Source organism: Halorubrum sp. Hd13 (genome assembly GCF_002252755.1).
GTDB lineage: Archaea > Halobacteriota > Halobacteria > Halobacteriales > Haloferacaceae > Halorubrum.
In genome coordinates this window covers 1-19155 of record NZ_NHOY01000087.1, presented here as the reverse complement: position 1 = coordinate 19155, position 19155 = coordinate 1, and the positions used below count along the sequence as shown (strand labels likewise).

Annotated in this window: 29 protein-coding genes and 1 pseudogene; 27 read left to right on the top strand and 3 right to left on the bottom strand. The window is 67.2% G+C overall.

What is annotated here, in order from left to right; translation table 11 throughout:
* Positions 1–3 precede the first annotated feature (3 nt).
* From DJ81_RS11450 to DJ81_RS11325, 26 genes are all read left to right on the top strand, one after another.
* Positions 4–1020: a 50S ribosomal protein L3 gene (locus DJ81_RS11450; RefSeq protein WP_094521922.1), complete on the top strand. Its 1017-nt coding sequence runs from the start codon at positions 4–6 to the stop codon at positions 1018–1020.
* A 3-nt stretch (positions 1021–1023) separates the two neighbouring features.
* Positions 1024–1770, top strand: a complete 747-nt coding sequence (gene rpl4p / locus DJ81_RS11445) for a 50S ribosomal protein L4 (protein ID WP_094521923.1) — start codon at positions 1024–1026, stop codon at positions 1768–1770.
* The gene (locus DJ81_RS11440; RefSeq protein WP_094521924.1) at positions 1767–2021 is read left to right on the top strand and encodes a 50S ribosomal protein L23; all 255 of its coding nucleotides are present in this window, start codon (positions 1767–1769) and stop codon (positions 2019–2021) included. The genes rpl4p and DJ81_RS11440 overlap by 4 nt, the downstream gene beginning before the upstream one ends.
* A 1-nt stretch (position 2022) precedes the next feature.
* On the top strand, positions 2023–2745 hold the full coding sequence (locus DJ81_RS11435; RefSeq protein WP_008007907.1) for a 50S ribosomal protein L2: 723 nt from the start codon (positions 2023–2025) through the stop codon (positions 2743–2745).
* Positions 2742–3167, top strand: coding sequence for a 30S ribosomal protein S19 (locus DJ81_RS11430; protein WP_094521925.1), 426 nt, complete (start codon positions 2742–2744; stop codon positions 3165–3167). Before DJ81_RS11435 ends, DJ81_RS11430 begins: the two co-directional genes overlap by 4 nt.
* 3 nt (positions 3168–3170) lie before the next feature.
* The gene (locus DJ81_RS11425) at positions 3171–3635 is read left to right on the top strand and encodes a 50S ribosomal protein L22 (RefSeq protein WP_094521926.1); all 465 of its coding nucleotides are present in this window, start codon (positions 3171–3173) and stop codon (positions 3633–3635) included.
* A complete protein-coding gene (locus tag DJ81_RS11420; protein ID WP_094589803.1) occupies positions 3635–4567 on the top strand; it encodes a 30S ribosomal protein S3 in 933 nt (310 codons plus the stop codon). Before DJ81_RS11425 ends, DJ81_RS11420 begins: the two co-directional genes overlap by 1 nt.
* Positions 4568–4780, top strand: coding sequence for a 50S ribosomal protein L29 (gene rpmC, locus DJ81_RS11415; RefSeq protein WP_094521928.1), 213 nt, complete (start codon positions 4568–4570; stop codon positions 4778–4780).
* 1 nt (position 4781) lies between these two features.
* On the top strand, positions 4782–5240 hold the full coding sequence (locus DJ81_RS11410) for a ribonuclease P protein component 1 (RefSeq protein ID WP_094589801.1): 459 nt from the start codon (positions 4782–4784) through the stop codon (positions 5238–5240).
* Entirely contained in the window at positions 5231–5575 is a 345-nt protein-coding gene (locus DJ81_RS11405; protein ID WP_094521930.1) for a 30S ribosomal protein S17, read from the top strand. Before DJ81_RS11410 ends, DJ81_RS11405 begins: the two co-directional genes overlap by 10 nt.
* A complete protein-coding gene (locus tag DJ81_RS11400) occupies positions 5575–5973 on the top strand; it encodes a 50S ribosomal protein L14 (RefSeq protein WP_094521931.1) in 399 nt (132 codons plus the stop codon). The genes DJ81_RS11405 and DJ81_RS11400 overlap by 1 nt, the downstream gene beginning before the upstream one ends.
* Positions 5974–5975: 2 nt before the next feature.
* Positions 5976–6332 (top strand): 50S ribosomal protein L24, encoded by a 357-nt coding sequence (gene rplX, locus DJ81_RS11395; protein ID WP_094521932.1) that lies wholly within the window; start codon positions 5976–5978, stop codon positions 6330–6332.
* Positions 6329–7054 (top strand): 30S ribosomal protein S4e, encoded by a 726-nt coding sequence (locus DJ81_RS11390; protein ID WP_094589799.1) that lies wholly within the window; start codon positions 6329–6331, stop codon positions 7052–7054. Before rplX ends, DJ81_RS11390 begins: the two co-directional genes overlap by 4 nt.
* A complete protein-coding gene (locus DJ81_RS11385) occupies positions 7047–7571 on the top strand; it encodes a 50S ribosomal protein L5 (protein ID WP_094521934.1) in 525 nt (174 codons plus the stop codon). Before DJ81_RS11390 ends, DJ81_RS11385 begins: the two co-directional genes overlap by 8 nt.
* A complete protein-coding gene (locus tag DJ81_RS11380) occupies positions 7568–7741 on the top strand; it encodes a 30S ribosomal protein S14 (protein WP_094521935.1) in 174 nt (57 codons plus the stop codon). The genes DJ81_RS11385 and DJ81_RS11380 overlap by 4 nt, the downstream gene beginning before the upstream one ends.
* Positions 7742–7743: 2 nt before the next feature.
* On the top strand, positions 7744–8136 hold the full coding sequence (locus DJ81_RS11375; RefSeq protein WP_094589797.1) for a 30S ribosomal protein S8: 393 nt from the start codon (positions 7744–7746) through the stop codon (positions 8134–8136).
* 2 nt (positions 8137–8138) lie between these two features.
* On the top strand, positions 8139–8672 hold the full coding sequence (locus tag DJ81_RS11370; protein WP_094526503.1) for a 50S ribosomal protein L6: 534 nt from the start codon (positions 8139–8141) through the stop codon (positions 8670–8672).
* Positions 8673–8675: 3 nt separating this feature from the next.
* Positions 8676–9383, top strand: coding sequence for a 50S ribosomal protein L32e (locus DJ81_RS11365; RefSeq protein ID WP_094526504.1), 708 nt, complete (start codon positions 8676–8678; stop codon positions 9381–9383).
* Positions 9376–9837, top strand: a complete 462-nt coding sequence (locus DJ81_RS11360) for a 50S ribosomal protein L19e (protein WP_094521938.1) — start codon at positions 9376–9378, stop codon at positions 9835–9837. The genes DJ81_RS11365 and DJ81_RS11360 overlap by 8 nt, the downstream gene beginning before the upstream one ends.
* A complete protein-coding gene (locus tag DJ81_RS11355; RefSeq protein WP_094526505.1) occupies positions 9837–10394 on the top strand; it encodes a 50S ribosomal protein L18 in 558 nt (185 codons plus the stop codon). Before DJ81_RS11360 ends, DJ81_RS11355 begins: the two co-directional genes overlap by 1 nt.
* Entirely contained in the window at positions 10387–11034 is a 648-nt protein-coding gene (locus tag DJ81_RS11350) for a 30S ribosomal protein S5 (RefSeq protein WP_094521940.1), read from the top strand. The genes DJ81_RS11355 and DJ81_RS11350 overlap by 8 nt, the downstream gene beginning before the upstream one ends.
* On the top strand, positions 11034–11498 hold the full coding sequence (locus DJ81_RS11345) for a 50S ribosomal protein L30 (RefSeq protein ID WP_094521941.1): 465 nt from the start codon (positions 11034–11036) through the stop codon (positions 11496–11498). The genes DJ81_RS11350 and DJ81_RS11345 overlap by 1 nt, the downstream gene beginning before the upstream one ends.
* Positions 11495–11992, top strand: coding sequence for an uL15m family ribosomal protein (locus DJ81_RS11340; RefSeq protein ID WP_094521942.1), 498 nt, complete (start codon positions 11495–11497; stop codon positions 11990–11992). The genes DJ81_RS11345 and DJ81_RS11340 overlap by 4 nt, the downstream gene beginning before the upstream one ends.
* Positions 11993–11994: 2 nt before the next feature.
* The gene (gene secY / locus DJ81_RS11335) at positions 11995–13464 is read left to right on the top strand and encodes a preprotein translocase subunit SecY (protein WP_094526506.1); all 1470 of its coding nucleotides are present in this window, start codon (positions 11995–11997) and stop codon (positions 13462–13464) included.
* Between the two features lie 173 nt (positions 13465–13637).
* Entirely contained in the window at positions 13638–14405 is a 768-nt protein-coding gene (locus tag DJ81_RS11330; RefSeq protein ID WP_094521968.1) for an Lrp/AsnC family transcriptional regulator, read from the top strand.
* A gap of 39 nt (positions 14406–14444) precedes the next feature.
* Positions 14445–15152: a universal stress protein gene (locus DJ81_RS11325; protein WP_094521969.1), complete on the top strand. Its 708-nt coding sequence runs from the start codon at positions 14445–14447 to the stop codon at positions 15150–15152.
* Positions 15153–15197: 45 nt separating this feature from the next.
* On the opposite strand, the gene DJ81_RS11320 is transcribed toward DJ81_RS11325, so the two are convergent.
* Both DJ81_RS11320 and DJ81_RS11315 read right to left on the bottom strand, forming a co-directional pair.
* Positions 15198–16580: an APC family permease gene (locus DJ81_RS11320; protein WP_094521970.1), complete on the bottom strand. Its 1383-nt coding sequence runs from the start codon at positions 16578–16580 to the stop codon at positions 15198–15200.
* A 129-nt stretch (positions 16581–16709) separates the two neighbouring features.
* Entirely contained in the window at positions 16710–17612 is a 903-nt protein-coding gene (locus tag DJ81_RS11315) for a hypothetical protein (protein ID WP_094528001.1), read from the bottom strand.
* 216 nt (positions 17613–17828) lie between these two features.
* On the opposite strand from DJ81_RS11315, the gene DJ81_RS11310 reads away from it, so the two are divergent.
* Positions 17829–18989, top strand: a complete 1161-nt coding sequence (locus tag DJ81_RS11310) for a tRNA (guanine(26)-N(2))-dimethyltransferase (protein ID WP_094589795.1) — start codon at positions 17829–17831, stop codon at positions 18987–18989.
* 37 nt (positions 18990–19026) lie between these two features.
* Here DJ81_RS11310 and DJ81_RS19690 read toward each other — a convergent pair.
* Positions 19027–19155, bottom strand: a pseudogene (locus tag DJ81_RS19690) (IS6 family transposase); the annotation flags it as partial.

Below are 19155 nucleotides of genomic sequence, written 5' to 3'. Positions count from 1 at the left end.
CACATGGCACAACCAAACCGACCGAGAAAAGGCTCGCTGGGTTACGGCCCACGGACCCGCGCCGACCGAGAGGTCCCGCGCATTCGCTCGTGGCCCGACGACGACGGAGCCCCCGCACTGCAGGGGTTCGCCGGCTACAAGGCCGGAATGACGCACGTCGTTATGGTCAACGACGAGGCCAACTCGCCGCGTGAGGGAATGGAAGAGTCCGTTCCCGTCACCGTCGTCGAGACGCCGCCGATGTACGCGGTGGCCCTGCGCGCCTACGAACAGACGGCGTACGGAAAGAAGCCGGTCGAAGAGGTCTGGGCGACCGAGTTCCACGAGGAGCTCGATCGCGCGCTCGACCTCCCGGCGGAGAACACCTTCGAGGAGGACGCAGAGGAGCTTCGCGCGTTGCTCGACGACGGCGTCGTCGACGACGTCCGCGTCATCACTCACACCGTCCCCTCGGAGCTCGCGAACATCCCCAAGAAGAAGCCCGACGTCATGGAGACCCGAGTCGGCGGCGGCTCCCTCGAGGAGCGCGTCGAGTTCGGGCTCGACCTCGTCGGGGAGGGCGGCGCCCACGAGTTCGGCGACGTCTTCCGCGCCGGTCAGTACACCGACGTCTCGGGCATCACGAAGGGGAAGGGGACGCAGGGTCCCGTCAAGCGCTGGGGCGTACAGAAGCGGAAGGGCAAACACGCCCGCCAGGGATGGCGGCGCCGGATCGGTAACCTCGGTCCGTGGAACCCCTCCCGCGTTCGCTCCACCGTTCCCCAGCAGGGGCAGACCGGCTACCACCAGCGCACCGAGCTCAACAAGCGCCTCATCGACTTCGGCGAGGGCGACGACGCCTCCGTCGACGGCGGCTTCGTCAACTACGGCGAGGTCGACGGCGAGTACGCGCTCATCAAGGGCTCGCTGCCCGGTCCGGACCAGCGCCTGCTTCGGTTCCGCCCGGCCATCCGGCCGAACGACCAGCCGCGCCTCGACCCCGAGGTCCGGTACGTATCCACCGCATCCAACCAGGGATAATACATGAACGCAACAGTACACGACCTGGACGGCGGGGACGCGGGCAGCGTCGAGCTGCCGGCGATCTTCGAGACCGCGTTCCGACCGGACCTCATCGGTCGAGCGGTCTCCGCCGCACAGGCTAACCGGAAGCAGGCCTACGGTGCCGACGAGTTCGCCGGGCTGCGAACCCCCGCGGAGTCGTTCGGCTCCGGGCGCGGGCTCGCGCACATCCCGCGCTCCGAGAACGTCGCCCGCCGCGTCCCGAGCGCCGTCTCGGGCCGCGCCGCGCACCCGCCGAAGGCCGAGAAGGACCAGACGAAGAAACTGAACGACAAGGAGCGACAGCTCGCGATCCGGTCGGCCGTCGCGGCCACCACCGACGCCGAGCTCGTCGCCGAGCGCGGTCACGCGTTCGACGACGACCTGGCGCTCCCGCTCGTCGTCTCCGACGAGTTCGAGGACTTACAGAAGACCCAGGAGGCCCTGGGCGTGCTGGAGGCCGTCGGCGCCGACGCCGACATCGAGCGCGCCGAGGAGGGCCGCTCCGTGCGGTCCGGCCGCGGGAAGACCCGCGGTCGCAAGTACAGCCAACCCAAGTCCGTCCTCGTCGTCACCAGCGAGGAGCCGTCCCGCGCCGCCCGGAATCTCTCGGGCGTCGACGTCGCGACCGCGGGCGAGGTCAACGCTGAGGACCTCGCGCCGGGCGGACACCCGGGACGACTCACGCTGTGGACCGAGAGCGCGATCGAGGAGGTGGCAGACCGATGAACTCCATCATCGAGCACCCGCTCGTCACCGAGCAGGCGATGAACGAGATGGACTTCAAGAACAAGCTGCTGTTCCTCGTCGACATCGACGCGACGAAGCCCGAGGTCCGCGAGGAGGTCCAAGACCGCTACGACGTCACCGTCACCGACGTGAACACGCAGGTGACCTCGAAGGGGAAGAAGAAGGCGACGGTCACGCTCTCCGAGGACGACGACGCGACCGAAATCGCCTCGCGCATCGGGGTGTTCTGATATGGGACGACGAATCCAAGGACAGCGGCGTGGACGCGGCGGCCCGACGTTCCGGGCCCCCTCCCACCGCTATAAGGCGGAACTGTCGCACAAGAAGCTCGAAGACGTGGACACGATCACCGGCGAGATCGTCGGGATCGAACACGACCCGGCCCGCTCGGCTCCGCTCGCGGAGATCGAGTTCGAGGACGACGACCGTCGGCTCGTGCTCGCGCCGGAAGGCGTGCGCGTGGGCGAGACGATTCAGGTCGGCGTGAGCGCGGAGATCAAGCCCGGGAACACGCTCCCGCTGGCCGAAATCCCCGAGGGCGTTCCGGTCTGTAACGTCGAGAGCAACCGCGGGGACGGCGGGAAGTTCGCGCGCGCCTCCGGCGTGTCCGCGACGCTCCTCACCCACGACCGCGACGTCGCGGTCGTCCAGCTCCCCAGCGGGGAAGTGAAGCGGCTCGACCCGCAGTGCCGCGCCACGATCGGCGTGGTCGCGGGCGGCGGCCGGACGGAGAAGCCCTTCGTCAAGGCCGGCAACAAGTACCACAAGATGAAGGCGCGCGGGACGAAATACCCGCGCGTGCGCGGCGTCGCGATGAACGCCGTCGACCACCCCTTCGGCGGGGGCGGTCGCCAACACCCCGGACAGCCGAAGTCCGTCTCGCGGGACGCCCCGCCGGGACGCAAAGTGGGTGACATCGCATCCAAGCGCACCGGACGAGGTGGCAACAAATGAGTTCCAACTACCGAACCGGCCGCGAGGGCAAGGAGTTCGCCTACCGCGGTCACTCGCTCGACGAGCTGCAGGAGATGGACGTCGAAGACGTCGCGGAACTGCTCCCCGCACGCCAGCGGCGAAGCATCGTTCGCGGCCTCGGCACCGAACAGCAGAAGCTGCTGGAGAAGGCCCGAACCCGCGACAAGGAGACGACGGCGGACGATCCGATCCGGACGCATCTGCGCGACATGCCGATCCTTCCGGAGTTCGTCGGCGTCACCTTCTCCGTGTACAACGGACACAGCTTCGAGCGCGTTCAGGTCGAACCCCAGATGATCGGACACTACCTGGGCGAGTTCCACCTCACGCGAAGCACCGTCGAACACGGTCAGGCCGGCATCGGCGCGACCCGGTCCTCGAAGTTCGTGCCGCTCAAGTAACCCATGGGAATCAACTACAGCGTCGAGGCCGACCCGGAGACCACCGCCAAGGGGATGCTCCGCGACCGGCCCATCAGCGTGAAGGACAGCAAGGAGATCTCCCGGGAGATCAAAGGCGAGACCGTCGCCGACGCCGAGGAGTTCCTCCAGGAAGTCATCGACGAGGAGACCTCGGTGCCGATGCGCCAGCACAACGCCGGTGCGGGCCACCGCTCCGACATCGACGGCTGGGACGCGGGCCGCTACCCCGAGAAGGCCGCCAAGGACTTCCTCAAGCTCCTGGAGAACGTCAAGAACAACGCGACAGAACAGGGATTCGACGGCGACGAGATGGTCATCAAACACGTCGCCCCCCACAAGGTCGGTGAGCGACCCGGGCGGAACCCGCGAGCCGCGGGCGCCACCCAGTGGAACACCACGCTCGCCGACGTCGAACTCATCATCGAGGACCCGGAGGCCGACGAATAATGGCTGACGAACACCAATTCATCGAGGACGGCCTGCGCCGTTCACAGATCAACGAGTTCTTCGCGGACGAGCTCGGCCGAGCCGGCTACGGCGGCATGGACGTCGCCAAGACGCCGATGGGCACGCAGATCGTGCTGAAGGCCGAAAAGCCCGGCATGGTGATCGGGAAAGGCGGGAAGAACATCCGCAAGATCACCACCGAGCTCGAGGACCGCTTCGACATGGACGACCCGCAGATCGACGTTCAGGAGGTCGACGAGCCCGACCTGAACGCCCAGATCGTCGCGGACCGTCTCGCGAACGCTCTCGAACGCGGCTGGTACTTCCGGAAGGCCGGTCACACGACGATCGACCGGATCATGGACGCCGGCGCGCTGGGCGCCGAAATCGTCCTGTCCGGGAAGGTCACCGGCGCGCGTTCGCGCGTCGAGAAGTTCAACCGCGGCTACATCAAGCACAACGGCGAGCCCGCGGAGGAGGTCGTCGACCACGGCCAGGGCGTCGCGGTGATGAAGCTCGGGACGATCGGCGTCAACGTGAAGATCATCCCGCCGGGCGCGAAGCTCCCGGACGACTTCGATATCCGCGAGGACGCCGAGGTCCCGGAGGTCGAGCAGGCCGCCGCGGGCGACGACGAAGGCGTCGAAGCGCTCCTCGAAGAGGAGCCAGAGGAGGTGCCGGACGTCGGCGCCGACGACGACGTCGAGGTGCCCGACGAGGACCCCACCGACGTCATCGATGAGGAGGTCGTCGAGGAGGTCGTCGAGGAGACGCAAGACACGGCCGCGGAGGCGACCGATGTCGCCCCCGAGGAGCCGGTCGGCGACGCCGACGCGGACGACATCGACGAGCTCGACGAGGAGATCGAATCGGAGGCGGCGGACCTCGTCGCGGAGATGGAAGCCGCTGACGACGAAGAGGAGGACGAGTAAATGGCGATCCTCTACACAGACGAGATCCGCGACATGACGGCGGCCGAGCGGCAGGTCGAGCTCGAGGAGCTCGAGACCGAGCTGCTCAACTCGAAGGCCCAGCGCGCCGCCGGCGGCATGCCGGAGAGTCCGGGCCGCGTCAAGGAACTGAAGAAGACGATTGCGCGGATCAAGACGATCCAGCAGGAAGAAGGCGACTTCGACGACGAATAAGATGATATCCCCCGACACACTCGTCCGGCACGAGCTCGTCGGCCTCCCGGTTCGGGTGGCCGACGCCGCCAGCGACGCCCACGCGGGCATCGCCGGCCGCGTGCTGTCCGAGACGTTCGGCACCATCGTGGTCCGAACGCCGTCGGGGGACAAGCGCGTGCCCAAGTCGGGCGCGACGCTGGAGTTCGCGGTCGTCGACGTCCCGACCGTCCGCACAGATGAAGCCGCCGACGACGCGCAGTCGTCGGGGTCCGCGTCCCAACTCGGGTCGGATACTACGGGGGTCCGCCCCCGTCAGTCTGGCCCGTCCGGGTCCGCAAGCGTCGTCACCGGTGACGGCGCGGGTCCGGCGAGCCATCGCGGCGAGTGCAAAGACGCGGTCTACGTAACGGTGGATGGCGATCGGTTGCGGCATCGACCCGCCGAACGCACCGAACGAGGTGTCACACAATGGCGATAGGAATCGACGTACCCACGCCTCCGGAGCCAGACAACCCGGAGGATTACGACTACGAGAAGTGCCCGTTCCACGGGCAGCTCTCCGTCCGCGGCCAGACCCGCGAGGGAACGGTCGTGTCGACGGATATGGAAAAGACCGTCATCGTCGAGCGAGAATACGACGTGTTCGTACCGAAATACGATCGGTACATGAAGCGTCGCTCGCGCATCCCGGCCCACGTGCCGGGCGTGCTCGACTCGCTCGAAGTCGGTGACGAAGTAAAGATCGCGGAAACGCGACCGCTCTCGAAGACGAAGTCCCACGTCGTCGTCGAGAACCTGTCGGGTGATCAGTGATGGAGGCGCTAAAGGCCGACGTCACGCAGGGGCTCTCGAAGGGCTCGCTCATCACGTGCGCCGACAACACCGGCGCGCGTGAGCTGAAGGTGATCTCCGTCGCCGGCTACTCCGGCACGAAGAACCGCCACCCGAAGGCAGGTATCGGCGACAAGGTGACCGTCTCGGTCACCAAAGGGACCCCGGAGATGCGGCGGCAGGTGCTGGAGGCGGTCGTCGTCCGCCAGCGCAAGCCGATCCGCCGTCCGAGCGGGACCCGCGTGAAGTTCGAGGACAACGCGGCCGTCATCATCGACGACCTCGAGGAGCCGCGGGGCACCGAGATCAAGGGCCCCGTCGCCCGCGAGGTCGCCGAACGATTCGGAAGCATCGCCTCGACCGCGACGATGATCGTCTAACCATGACGAAACAGCCACGCAAACAGCGAAAACGGTCGGAGACCGCGCCGCTCCACGAGCGGCAGAACCAGGTCCGAGCCACCCTCACGGAGGAGCTCCGCGAGGAGTACGGACAGCGCAACGTCCGCGTCAACGCCGGCGACACCGTCGAGGTGCTTCGCGGCGACGCGGCCGGGACGGAGGCGGAAGTCGTCGCCGTCGACCTGTCCGCGGAACGGATCACCGTCGAGGACGTCACCGTCGAGAAGGCGGACGGGGAGGAAGTTCCCCGACCGATCCCGGCGAGCAACGTCCGGGTGACCGATCTGGACCTGGAAGACGAACGCCGGGAGGCGCGGCTCCAGGAGGATAACGAATGACGCGACATCAGAAGCGACTGGCAGTACCGAACTCCTGGCCGGTCGAGCGAAAGACGAACACATTCACCGTCAAGGCCGGCGCCGGCCCGCACGGTGAGGCGGGCGTTCCGCTCGTCGTCCTGCTGCGGGACGTGCTCGGTTACGTCGACTCGACGAAGGAGGCGCGCTACGCGCTGAACAACGACTCGGTCCTCGTCAACGGCGACGCGATCTCGGACGAGCAGCGTCCGATCGGGATGTTCGACATCCTGGCGTTCCCCGAGCGCGGGGAGTTCTTCCGCGTCTTCCCCGACGAGGGCGGTCGGCTCGCGCTGACCCCCGTCGACGAGGAGGCCGCGGGCAGCCGGCTCGGGAAGATCACGAACAAGTCGGTCGTCCCCGGCGGCGCCGTCCAGTTGACGCTCCACGACGGAACGAACGTGCGCGTCGACACGGACACACCGTACGACACCAAGGACTCGATCGTCGTCGACAACGAGACCAAAGAGGTCGTCGCCCACTTCGAGTACGAAGAGGGCGCCCTCGTCACCGCCGTCGCCGGCCAGCACGCCGGGCGGATCGGCGAGGTCGACGCCATCGACGTGACGCTCGGCTCGGGCTCGAACACCGTGTTCGTCGGCGACGACGACGACGGCTACGAGACGGTCGAGGAGTACCTCGTCGTCATCGACGAGAACTTCACCGGCGACGACGCCGACGAGGCGGGTGATTCGGATGAGTGAAGCCGAGAGCGCCCCTCACGAGATGCGCGAGCCGTATCTCGAGAAGGTCGTCGTCCACATGGGCGTCGGGCAGGGCGGTGAACCCCTCGCCGACGCCGAGGAGATCATCGAGGAGATCACGGAGCAGCAGTCGGTCCGGACCACCTCGAAGCGCACCATAGCCGAGTTCGGGATCCGCAAGGGCGACCCGATCGGCGTCAAGGTGACGCTGCGGGGCGAGGACGCACACGAGTTCCTCGCAACCGCGCTCGACGTCGTCGACGTCTCGCGGAGTCAGTTCGACGACACGGGCAACCTGAGCTTCGGGGTCGAGGACCACACCGACTTCCCGAGCCAGGAGTACAACCCCAACATCGGCATCTACGGGCTCGACGTGACGACGACGATCGTCCGGCCCGGCTACCGCGTGTCGAAGCGGGACAAGGCGACGGCGTCGATCCCCGCGAAACACCGGATGACCGTCGAGGACGCGGCCGCGTTCCTCGAGACCAACTTCGACGTAGAGGTAACGGAATGAGCGAAGCGAACAACGACACGGGCGAACACGCGGCGAAGCGCACCGGCTCCCGGCACACCTGCCGGCGGTGCGACCGCGAGCAGGGGCTTGTCGGCAAGTACGACATCAACCTCTGCCGGCAGTGTTTCCGCGAGGTCGCCCGAGACATGGGATTCGAGAAGTACAGCTGATCATGACAGGAAACGATCCATTCACCAACGCGCTCGCCGGCATGGACAACGCCGAGAGCGTTGGCCACCTGTCGTACACGGTTGAGCCCGCCTCAAACATCATCGACTCCGTCCTCGAGGTCCTCTACGACCGCGGGTACGTCGACGGCTTCGAGTACGTCGACGACGGGAAAGCCGGGAAGTTCGAGGTCGAACTGAAAGGCGCGATCAACGAGTGTGGCGCCGTCAAGCCCCGCTACTCCGCGGGCGCAGACGAGTTCGAGAAGTGGGAGAAGCGGTACCTCCCCGCCCGTGACTACGGGACGCTCATCGTCACGACGAGCCACGGCGTCATGAGCCACTACGAGGCCCGCGAAGAGGGCATCGGCGGCCAAGTGATCGCATACGTCTACTAACAATGAACAGAGTCGAAATCGAAATTCCGGACGACGTCTCCGCCGAGACCGACCACCTCGAACTCACCGTCGAGGGTCCCAACGGGAGCGTCACGCGACGCCTCTGGTACCCCGACGTCGAGGTCACGGTCGAGGACGGTGCCGTCGCGATCGCCTCCGAGAACGAGGACGCGAAGACGAACGCCACGGTCGGCACATTCGAGAGCCACGTCGCCAACATGATCCACGGCGTCACCGAGGGATGGGAGTACACGATGGAAGTGTACTACGCCCACTTCCCGATGCAGGTGACCGTGGAGGGCGACGAGGTCGTCATCGAGAACTTCCTCGGCGAGCGAGCACAGCGACGCACCCCGGTCCGCGGGGACACGGACGTACAGGTCGACGGCGAGACGGTCACGCTCTCGGGCTCCGACAAGGAGGCCGTCGGGCAGACCGCCGCCGACATCGAACAGCTGACGAAGGTGACCGACAAGGACACGCGCGTCTTCCAGGACGGCGTGTACATCGTCGAGAAGCCCACCGGAGGTGCCTAACCAATGGCCGAAGAACTGGAAGACATCAGCGGTGTCGGTCCCTCGAAGGCGGACGCCCTTCGCGAGGCCGGCTACGAGACGGTCGAGGACGTGAAGGCCGCCTCCCAGTCGGAGCTCTCCGAGGTCGACGGCGTCGGCAACGCGCTCGCAGCGCGTATCAAGGCCGACGTCGGCGGGCTGGAGGTCGACGAGGAGGCGGACGCGGAGATCGAAGACGAGACGGACGAGGAGGAGGCCGACGAGGCCGCCGCCGACGAGGACGTCGAGACGGAGCTTCGCCCCCGCGGTCACGCCGAGAAGACGCCGGAGCTGGACGACGAGACCGCTCGCGCGCTCGCGCAGAAGCACCGCGAGGGGAAACCGCAGTTCAACCGGCAGGACTACCACAAGAAAAAGCGGATCCCGACGTCGTGGCGCAAGCCGCGCGGCGGGCTCTCCAAGCAGCGCCGGCGCATGAAGGCGAAGGGCCCCGTCGTCGAGGCTGGGTTCCGGTCGCCGAAGGCGTCGCGCGACCTGCACCCGAGCGGCTTCGAGGAGGTCCGCGTGCACAACACGGACGATCTCGAAGGCGTCGACGGCGACACGCAGGCGGTGCGGATCGCCTCGAAGGTCGGCGGTCGCAAGCGCGAACTGATCGAAGACGAGGCGGAGGAACGCGAGATCCGCGTGCTGAACCCGACCTACGTCGAAGTGGAGGTCGGCGATGAGTGACCTGAAAGCGCAGAAACGGCTCGCAGCGGACGAGCTGGACGTCGGCAAGGGCCGCGTCTGGCTCGACCCCGAGGCACAGGAGGAGATCGAGGACGCCATCACGCGAGAGGACGTCCGCGAACTCATCGAGCAGGGCACGATCCGCGCGAAGGACGCGAAAACGAACTCCCGCGGACAGGCCCGCGAGCGCGCCGCGAAGCGCTCGTACGGACACAAGTCCGGCGCCGGTACCCGGAAGGGGAAAGCCGGCGCGCGACAGAACACGAAAGACGACTGGAAGGCGCGGATCCGCGCGATGCGGACCCGCCTGAAGGAGCTCCGCGACGACGAGGACGTCCTCGACGCCACGGAGTACCGCACGCTCTACAACAAGGCGAGCGGTGGCGAGTTCGAGGACGTCGCCCGACTGGAGGCGTACATCCAGACGCAGTACGGCTACGAGGTGACAGAGTAATGGCGACAGGACCACGATACAAGGTGCCGATGCGGCGCCGCCGCGAGGTCCGGACGGATTACCATCAGAGGTTGCGCCTGCTGAAATCGGGCAAGCCTCGCCTGGTCGCCCGGGTGAGCAACGCTCACGTCAGGGCGCAGCTGGTGACTCCCGGATCCGACGGCGACGAGACCCACGCGGCCGCCTCCAGCGAGGACCTCGCGGAGTACGGCTGGGACGCCCCCACGGGCAACCTTCCCAGCGCGTACCTCACCGGGTACCTCGCGGGCGCTCGCGCAGTCGACGCCGGCCTCGACGAGGCCGTCCTCGACATCGGGCTCAACACGGCGACGCCCGGCAACAAGACGTTCGCAGTACAGGAAGGAGCGATCGACGCCGGCCTCGAGATCCCGCACAACGACGGCGTGCTGGCCGACTGGTCGCGTACGCGAGGCGAGCACATCGCCGCGTACGACGACCAGCTCGACGAGCCGCTGTACAGCGGCGAGTTCGACGCGGCCGACTTACCCGAGCACTTCGACGACGTGCTCGCGACAATCCAGGAGGACCATGAGTAGACACAACGACGGCTGGGAACCGCGGACGCGACTCGGCCGCAAGGTACAGAACGGCGACATCTCGTCGATGGAACAGGCGCTCGACTCCGGCCTCCCGATGAAGGAGGCCGAGATCGTCGACCAGCTCCTCCCGGGGCTGGAAGACGAGGTGCTGGACATCAACATGGTCCAGCGCATGACCGACTCCGGCCGCCGCGTGAAGTTCCGCTGCGTGGTCGCCGTGGGCAACCGCGACGGCTACCTCGGCTACGCGCAGGCCCGGGACGACCAGGTCGGCGGCGCCATCCAGAAGGCGATCGACGTCGCGAAGCTGAACATCATCCAGGTGGACCGCGGCTCCGGGTCCTGGGAGGACCAGCCCGGCGGCACGAACTCCCTGACCCGAACGGCGAAGGGTAAGGCCGGCTCCGTCACCGTCGAGATCAAGCCCGCCCCGCAGGGGCTGGGCCTTGCGGCCGCGGAGACGGTCCGGAACATTCTGGAGCTCGCCGGCGTCGAGGACGCCTGGACGAACTCCGACGGCAACACCCGCACGACCGTCAACCTCGCGAAGGCGACGTTCAACGCGCTGGAGAACGCGGCGCAGTCCCGCACTCCGCAGCACGCCCGCGAGGTCCACTACGACGAGGTGAGCGAGTGATGCAAGCGATCGTACAGCTCCGCGGCGACGTCAACCTGGAGCACGGCGTCGAGGACACGCTCGACATGCTGAACATCGGGCGCGTCAACCACGCGACGTTCGTCCCGGAGACGGACTCGTACGGCGGGATGATCACCAAGGTGAACGACATCGTCGCGTTCGGGGAACCGAGCGTCGACGCCGTCGCGACCACTATCGCCCGGCGCGGCGAGCCCCTCGAGGGCTCGGCCGACGTCGACGACGAGTGGATCGACGACAACACCGACTACGCCGACTTGGAGGCGCTGGCCGAGGCGCTCGTCGCCGAGGAGACGACCCTGCGCGATCAGGGGCTCTCTCCGACGCTGCGGCTCCACGCGCCCCGCGGCGGTCACGAGGGGATCAAACACCCCGTGATCGAGGGCGGCGAGCTCGGGAAACACACGACCGAGGAGATCGACGGTCTCCTGGAGGCGATGCGATGACGAGCAAGAAACGTCGACAGCGCGGGTCCCGTACCCACGGCGGCGGAACGCACAAGAACCGGCGAGGCGCCGGTCACCGCGGCGGCCGCGGCGCGGCCGGCCGCGCGAAACACGAGTTCCACAACTACGGACCGCTCGGTAAGTACGGCTTCAAGCGCCCCGAGGACGCGCAGACGGAAGTCCTCGAGGTCAAAGTCCAGAAGCTCGACGAGGACGCGGCGCTGTACGCCGCGGAGGACCTCGCCGAGGAGGACGGCGACGCGTACGTCATCGACGCGCGCGACGTCGTCGACGACGGCTACGACGCCGACGTCGTGAAGGTGCTCGGCGGCGGACAGGTCCGCCGCGAGCTCCACGTCACCGCCGACGCGTTCACCGCCGGTGCGGTCGAACTGATCGAGGAGGCTGGCGGCGAGGCGACGCTCTCCGAGCGCGCCGAGGAAGCCGCTGCCGAATCAGAAAACACTTCAGACGACGAGACTGACGAGGCGTAATCATGAGCTGGAAGGAGGCCGCCGAACCGGTGCTCTCTCGGATGCCCGTCGTGGAGCGACCGGCGGGTCACGTCCCGTTCAGACGGAAGCTCACGTGGACGGCCGGCATCCTGGTCGTCTACTTCTTCCTGACCAACATCAACCCGTTCGGGTTGGCCGTCGGTCAGGGGTCCGACTTCTTCGGGCAGTTCCGGTCGGTGCTCGCCGGCTCGTCCGGCTCGCTGTTGCAGGTCGGTATCGGACCGATCGTCACGGCGTCCATCGTCCTCCAGCTGTTGGGCGGTGCGAACCTGCTCGGCCTCGACACCGACGACCCGCGAGACCAGGTCCTGTACCAAGGCCTCCAGAAACTGCTGGTGATCATCGTGACGGCGCTGACGGCCGCGCCGATGGTGTTCACGGGGCAGTTCCTGCCCGCGGATCCGGCCGTCGGACAGGCGCTCGGCATCGGGACGTTCGGCGTTAAGTCGCTGATCTTCGCGCAGATCTTCGTCGGCGGCGTCCTCCTCCTGTTCATGGACGAGATCGTGAGCAAGTGGGGCGTCGGCTCCGGCGTCGGGCTGTTCATCATCGCGGCGGTGAGCCAACAGATCGTCGGCGGCTTCTTCAGCTTCTCCGCGCTCGGCGCGCGAGGCTTCTTCGCGAACTGGTTCGCGATCGCGACGGGCGGCACCCAGCTGGGGTCGCCGTTCACGTCGGCCGGGCTCGAGTCGCTGCTGTTCGAGCCGGGGAACATCCTCGCGCTGTTCACGACGGTGTTCATCTTCGGGATCGTCGTGTACGCGGAGTCGGTCCGCGTCGAGATCCCGCTGTCGCACGCCCGCGTGAAGGGCGCTCGCGGCCGCTTCCCGGTGAAGCTCATCTACGCGTCCGTGCTGCCGATGATCCTCGTCCGCGCGCTGCAGGCGAACATCCAGTTCGTCGGGCAGCTCCTCTCCTCGCAGTGGGCGGGGATGCCGGTGTGGCTCGGTGTGTACGGCGATCAGGGGCAGCCCACGTCCGGGCTGTTCTATTACCTGAACCCCATCCAGCAGCCGCAGCAGTGGATGTGGTTCCGCGGGACGGCGACCGGCGAACCGTGGATGATCGCGCTCCGGCTCGCGATCGACCTCACGTTCATGATCGTCGGCGGCGCGATATTCGCCATCTTCTGGGTCGAGACGACCGGGATGGGCCCGGAGGCGACCGCGAAGCAGATCCAGAACTCCGGGATGCAGATCCCGGGCTTCCGGCGCAACCCGCAGGTCGTCGAGAAGGTGATGGAGCGGTACATCCCGCAGGTGACCGTGATCGGGGGCGCCCTCGTCGGGTTCCTCGCCGTGATGGCGAACCTGCTCGGCACCATCGGGCAGGTCTCCGGGACCGGACTGCTGCTCGCGGTCTCGATCACGTATAAGCTGTACGAGGAGATCGCCGAGGAGCAGCTGATGGAAATGCATCCGATGATGCGCCAGATGTTCGGCAACGAGTAACGGCGCTTTCCCGCGGTCGGTCTCTTATTGCGGTCGCCGTTCTCTCGGTAGCGGCCGCCCCGTCCCGCGACGGTCGCGTGAGTAAGCCATATCACACTCTGGCGGCTACGTTACGGTATGAAGAGCGCTCGACGGCACGGTCCGGTTTCGACCGGCACGGGGGACGATCCGCCGTGAGTCATCACCTCGACGACATCGACCGGCAGATCATCCACGCGCTGATGTCGGACGCCCGGAACACCTCTGCGCCGATGATCGCGGACGGCATGAACGTCTCGGCGGGAACGGTCCGGAACCGGATCGAGCGCCTCGAAGAGGCGGGCGTGATCCGCGGCTACACGGCCATCGTCGACTTCGAGCAGGCCGGCGGCCGACTCACCTCGGTGTTCATGTGTACCGTCCCCGCCGACGAGCGGGAACGCTTGGCGCTCGCGGCCCGGTCCATTCCGGGCGTGATCAACGTTCGCGTGCTGATGGCGGGCCGTCGGGACCTGCAGGTGGTCGCAGTCGGCGAGGAGACGAGCGACCTCCGTGAGATCGCGCGCGCGCTCTCGGGGCTCGAAATTCGGATCGAAGACGAGGAACTGCTCCAGACGGAGCTACACACCCCGTACTCGCGGTTCCTCTCCGACGACTCCAAACGGTCCGTGGTCACCGACACCGTCACGCTCGCGGACGGCAGCGCCGTGATCGAGGTCTGCGTCACCGACGACGCGCCGATCGTGGATCACTCTCCGTCGGAGGCGAAGGCTAACGGCATTCTGTCGAGCGACGCCATCGTGACTTCGATCGAGCGCGACGGATCGATCATCCACCCGGTCGACGACACGACGATCCGGCCGGACGACGTGGTGACCGTGCTACCGAAGGAGTCGTCCGAGGGAGACATCCTCGACGCGTTCCTCGTCGACGAGGACGAGACACCGTCGGCGATGTCGTGAGTCTCCCCGTTTATTATTCTGGGTCCGCAACGGGGAGGCATGGCAGACACGATCCTCGTTCCGCTCGAACTCCCTGACCCCGAGCCCCTGTCGCCGGTGCTGATCGAGGACCTGTCCTCGCTCTCGGTCGTCATCCTCGGCCACTACGACCTCCCCGAGCAGACGCCGGCCAGTTCGGCGCGCGAGCAGTTCGGCGAGGCCGCGCAGGCGACGCTCGACGAGGTCGCGGGCGCGTTCGCGGACGCCGGCGCGTCCGTCCGGACGCGGTTGGTATTCGGGAAGGACCGGGCGGCCGCGATCCAGCAGGTCGCGGCCGAGGAGGGGTGCGTCGCCGAGCTCGACCCCGCTCCGACCGAGGGGATCGGACGGATCCTCGTGCCGCTGCCGGACGTCGCCGAGCTCGACCGACTTCCGAGGTTCATCCGGGTCCTGAGCGAGGACTCGACGCAGCGTATCACCCTGTTCCACGTCGTCGAAGGCGGACAGTCTCGCGAGGACGGGGAGGCCGTCGTCGCGGAGACCCGCGAGCGCCTGATCGGGGACGGGTTCGACGCCGACGCGGTCGACACGCTGGTCGTCGACGGCGACGAGCACGACGAGGAGATCCTCCGGACCGCGGCCGAGTACGACGCGGTCGTGATGTACGAGCCGGAGTCCAGGCTCGGCGACCGCATCTTCGGCACGCTGGCGGACCGGATCGCGAACGAAACCGGCGATCCGGTGATCTTGGTCAACAGGGACTACTGACCCAGTCTCGGGCGGCGTCCCGACCGGTCGTCCTCAGTCGCTCGCTCACTTCGGTTCCGTCGAGGCGATGCCGTCGTCTTCCTCGCCGCGACGGGCCCGGAGGATCGTCCCGATCGCTCCGGTTCGGTCCGTCCTGGGCCGTCCGTACGCGAAGTAGACGAGGGCGCTCCCGAAGATGATCGCGACCGCGCCGAGAATGGGGACGGTCCCCATCTGCGTGAGCAGGGCGATACCGGCGACGAACCCGAACAATTGGACGAACGGGTAGCCGGGTGCGGTGAACTCGGGCTGATACGCCGGCAGGTCGGCCTCCCGGAACGCGATCAGCGAGACGTTGATGATCGAGAAGACGAGGATCTGGAACGCGCTCGCCAGCTTCGCCAGCTCGATCACCGGGACGAACGCGATGAGCAGAACCAACACGAGCCCGGTGAGGAGCACGGAGTTCCGCGGGGTCTTGAACCGCGAGTCGATGGTCTGGAGCGCGGGCGGGAGGAGGTCGTCGCGGCTCATCGCGAGCGGGAATCGCGAGGAGGAGAGCACGCCGGCGTTCGCCATGCTCGTGAGCGCGACGACGGCGATCACGGAGATGAACAGCACGCCGGCGCCGCCGAGGAGCGCGCCCGCGCCGTCCGCCATCGGCGTGAGCGACGCCGTCCCGCCGGGTCCGCCCGTTTTCAGCACGTTCGGGTCGCTCAGGCCGATGATCGCGCCGACGACCGCGATGTACAGGACCGTCATGACGGCCATGGAACCGAGCATCGCGCGCGGGAGGTTCTTCCCGGGGTCTTTCACTTCCTCGGCGACGCTCGCGATCTTCGTGACGCCCGCGTACGAGACGAAGACGAAGGCGGCGGCCGTGATGACGCCCCGGTTCCCGTCGGTGCTGAACGGCGTGTACTTCGCGGCGTCGATCGCGAAGCCGGCGTTGACGACGTACGCGAGCAGTCCCGCGACGACCAGCGTGACGATGACCGCTTGTATCCCACCGCTCATCTTCGTCCCTGAGACGTTCAGAGCGACGACCAGCACCGCCAGCGCCAGCGCGACGTACACCACCGCGCCCTGCGAGAGCGGCGCGAACAGCAGCAGGTACGCGCCGAGTCCGACGAGCGCGAACGAACTCTTGAACACCAGCGAGAACCACGCCCCGACCCCGGCGATCGTCCCGAACAACGGGCCGAGCGCCCGGTCGATGTAGAGGTACGTCCCCCCGGACTCCGGCATCGCCGTCGCCATCTCGGCCTTCGACAACGCGGCCGGCAACACGACGAGCGCGGCCAGCACGTAGGCGAGGATCACCGCCGGCCCGGCCTTCTTGTATCCCAGAGCCGGCAGCACGAAGATCCCGCTCCCGATCATCGCACCCATGCTGATCATCATCGTCGGGTACAACCCGAGACTCCGATCCAAGTCGTGCTGGCCCATGCTTATACTACCAATAACGGGCGTCACGGTTTATTGCCTTCGGATTGCTCAATAAAGACGGTTCTAAATTACGCATTCAGAAGGAGGGTGGGGGAGGGGGGCGTCGTTCAGTCGCTCTGTCGGTCGGGGCTACGAGTCGCCGCGTCGATAGTCGACGTCGTCGCCGTCCTGATCCTCGGCGGTTTCGTCGATCTTTTCGTCGCCTGTTTCGTCGATCTTTTCGTCGGTTGTTTCTTCGACCTTTTCCTCGACGGTTTCTTCGACCTTTTCGTCGACGGTTTCTTCGACGGTCTCTTCGACTTTCTCGCCGACGGCCTTCTCGACGGTTTCTTCGACCTTTTCGCCGACGGTCTCCTCGACGGTTTCTTCGACCTTTTCGCCGACGGTCTTCTCGACGGTCTCCTCGACTGTCTCTTCGACCTTTTCGCCGACGGTCTTCTCGACGGTCTCTTCGACCTTTTCGCCGACGGTCTTCTCGACGGTCTCGCCCACCGTTTCCTCGACTTTCCCCGTTACCTCCTCGCTGACGGTGTCGCTGACGTCGTCTGCGACCTCGCTGACCTCCTTGTTGACGGTGTCACCGACGGTCTTCTCGACGGTCTCTTCGACCTTTTCGCCGACGGTCTTCTCGACCTCCTTGCCGACGGTCTCGCCGACGCTCTTTTCGATCTCCTTGCTGACGGTGTCGCCGACGGTCTTCTCGACCTCCTTACTGACGGTGTCGCCGACGGTCTTTTCCACCTCTTTATTGACGGTGTCGCCGACGGTCTTCTCCACCTCTTTATTGACGGTGTCGCCGACGCTCTTCTCCACCTCTTTGCCGACCTGATCGGCGACCTCCCGCGTCATCCAGTCGGGATCGAACCGGGCCATCTTCCAGACGACGTGGACCACGTAGGAGGCGAACACCCCGATCCCGAACGCGACGCCGATGTCGTTGACGTTCAGCGTGGCGATGAGGACGATCGACAGGACGATCAGTGCGCCGTACGCGAGGTCGGTGAGCGCGTCGACGCGGGCCGGACTCACCATCCACGATCCGCCTCCGCGGTCGCGTCGCAGTCGCACGTCGGACGGCCGTCCGGGTCTCGGTTGAACGTAGCGTACATCAGTGTGTCTACGTATCCGCGTGGCGGGCTAAAAGCCCCGCTTCACGGCGGCGGCGGCGTTTGGAGGGAAGCGAGAACCCCGATCGCGGGGTCACCGGTGGAGCGCGGTCCTTTTGTGCGGGATGGCCGAACCCGAGGTATGGACATCGAGGAGGGCGGTCTCACCGTCTCCGTCCCCGAGGCCCGCGACGGGGCTAGCGAGGGTACCGGCGGCGGGGTCTTCTTCAACCCGACCCAGGAGCTGAACCGCGACGTCACGGTCGCGGTGCTGCGCGCGTACCGCGAGCGGGAGCCGCGCGCGGCCTCGTACCTCGACGCGATGGCCGCCTCGGGGATCCGGGGGGTCCGCGCCGCCGCGGAGGGGTACGACGTCACCTGTGCCGACGTCGACCCGGACGCGGTCGACCTCGCGGCCGAGAACCTCGCCGCCAACGACCTCGACGGGGAGGCGGTTCACCGCGACGTCAACGCGCTGCTGTACGAGAACGTCTTCGACGTCGTCGACCTCGACCCGTACGGGACGCCGATACCCTTCGCGGACGCCGCGCTCGCGAACGCCCGCAACCTCGTCTGCGTCACGGCGACCGACACCGCGCCGCTGTGCGGCGCGCACCTCAACAGCGGGATCCGGAAGTACGGCGCCGTGCCGAGGAACACCGACTACCACCCGGAGATGGGGCTCCGGACGCTGATCTCCGCGTTGGTGCGGACGGCGGCGCGCTACGACAAGGCGGCCCGCCCGATCGTCTCGCACGTCTCGCGCCACTACGCCCGGACCTACCTCGAACTGGAGTCCGGCGCCCGGGCGGCCGACGCCTGTATCGACGACCTCGGCTACGTCGACCACTGCGAGGACTGCCTCTGGCGCGAGCCGACCCGCGGCCTGATCGCCGATCCCGCCGAGACCTGCCCCGTCTGCGGGAGCGACCGCGTGCTCACGGCCGGACCGCTGTGGCTGGGAGCCGTCGCCGACGCCGACTTCGCCCGCGCGGTCCGGCGCCGCGTCACCGACGACATGGGCGAGGCGAAGCGCGCCCGGAAACTGCTCGGGACGGTCGCCCGCGAGATCGACACCCCCACGCACTACGACCAGCACCGGCTGTACAAGGAGTGGGGCGAGCCCGCCATCGGCATGGAGGCGTTCGTCGACCGGCTGCGGGGGGCCGGCCACGAGGCCAGCCGCGCCCACTACCGCGGCACCGCGGTCAAGAGCACGGCGTCGATCCCCGAGATGCGGGCGGCGGTTCTGGGGGGCGGGGCCGACGACGCGGCCGACGCGGACGGCGACGCCGCGAACTGACTCGCCCGGTCGCTTTCGGGTCTCGGCGGCGGTCGTGTTAACTTAAGCATCGGTTCCAGCAGACGGCGAAGGCTCGGAGCCACGATTCTACTGCCATCGGCTCCGCATTTCTAAACGTATTTGAAAACGAAGAGGTTCTTCGTTTTACTTCTCTAAAGATACGTTC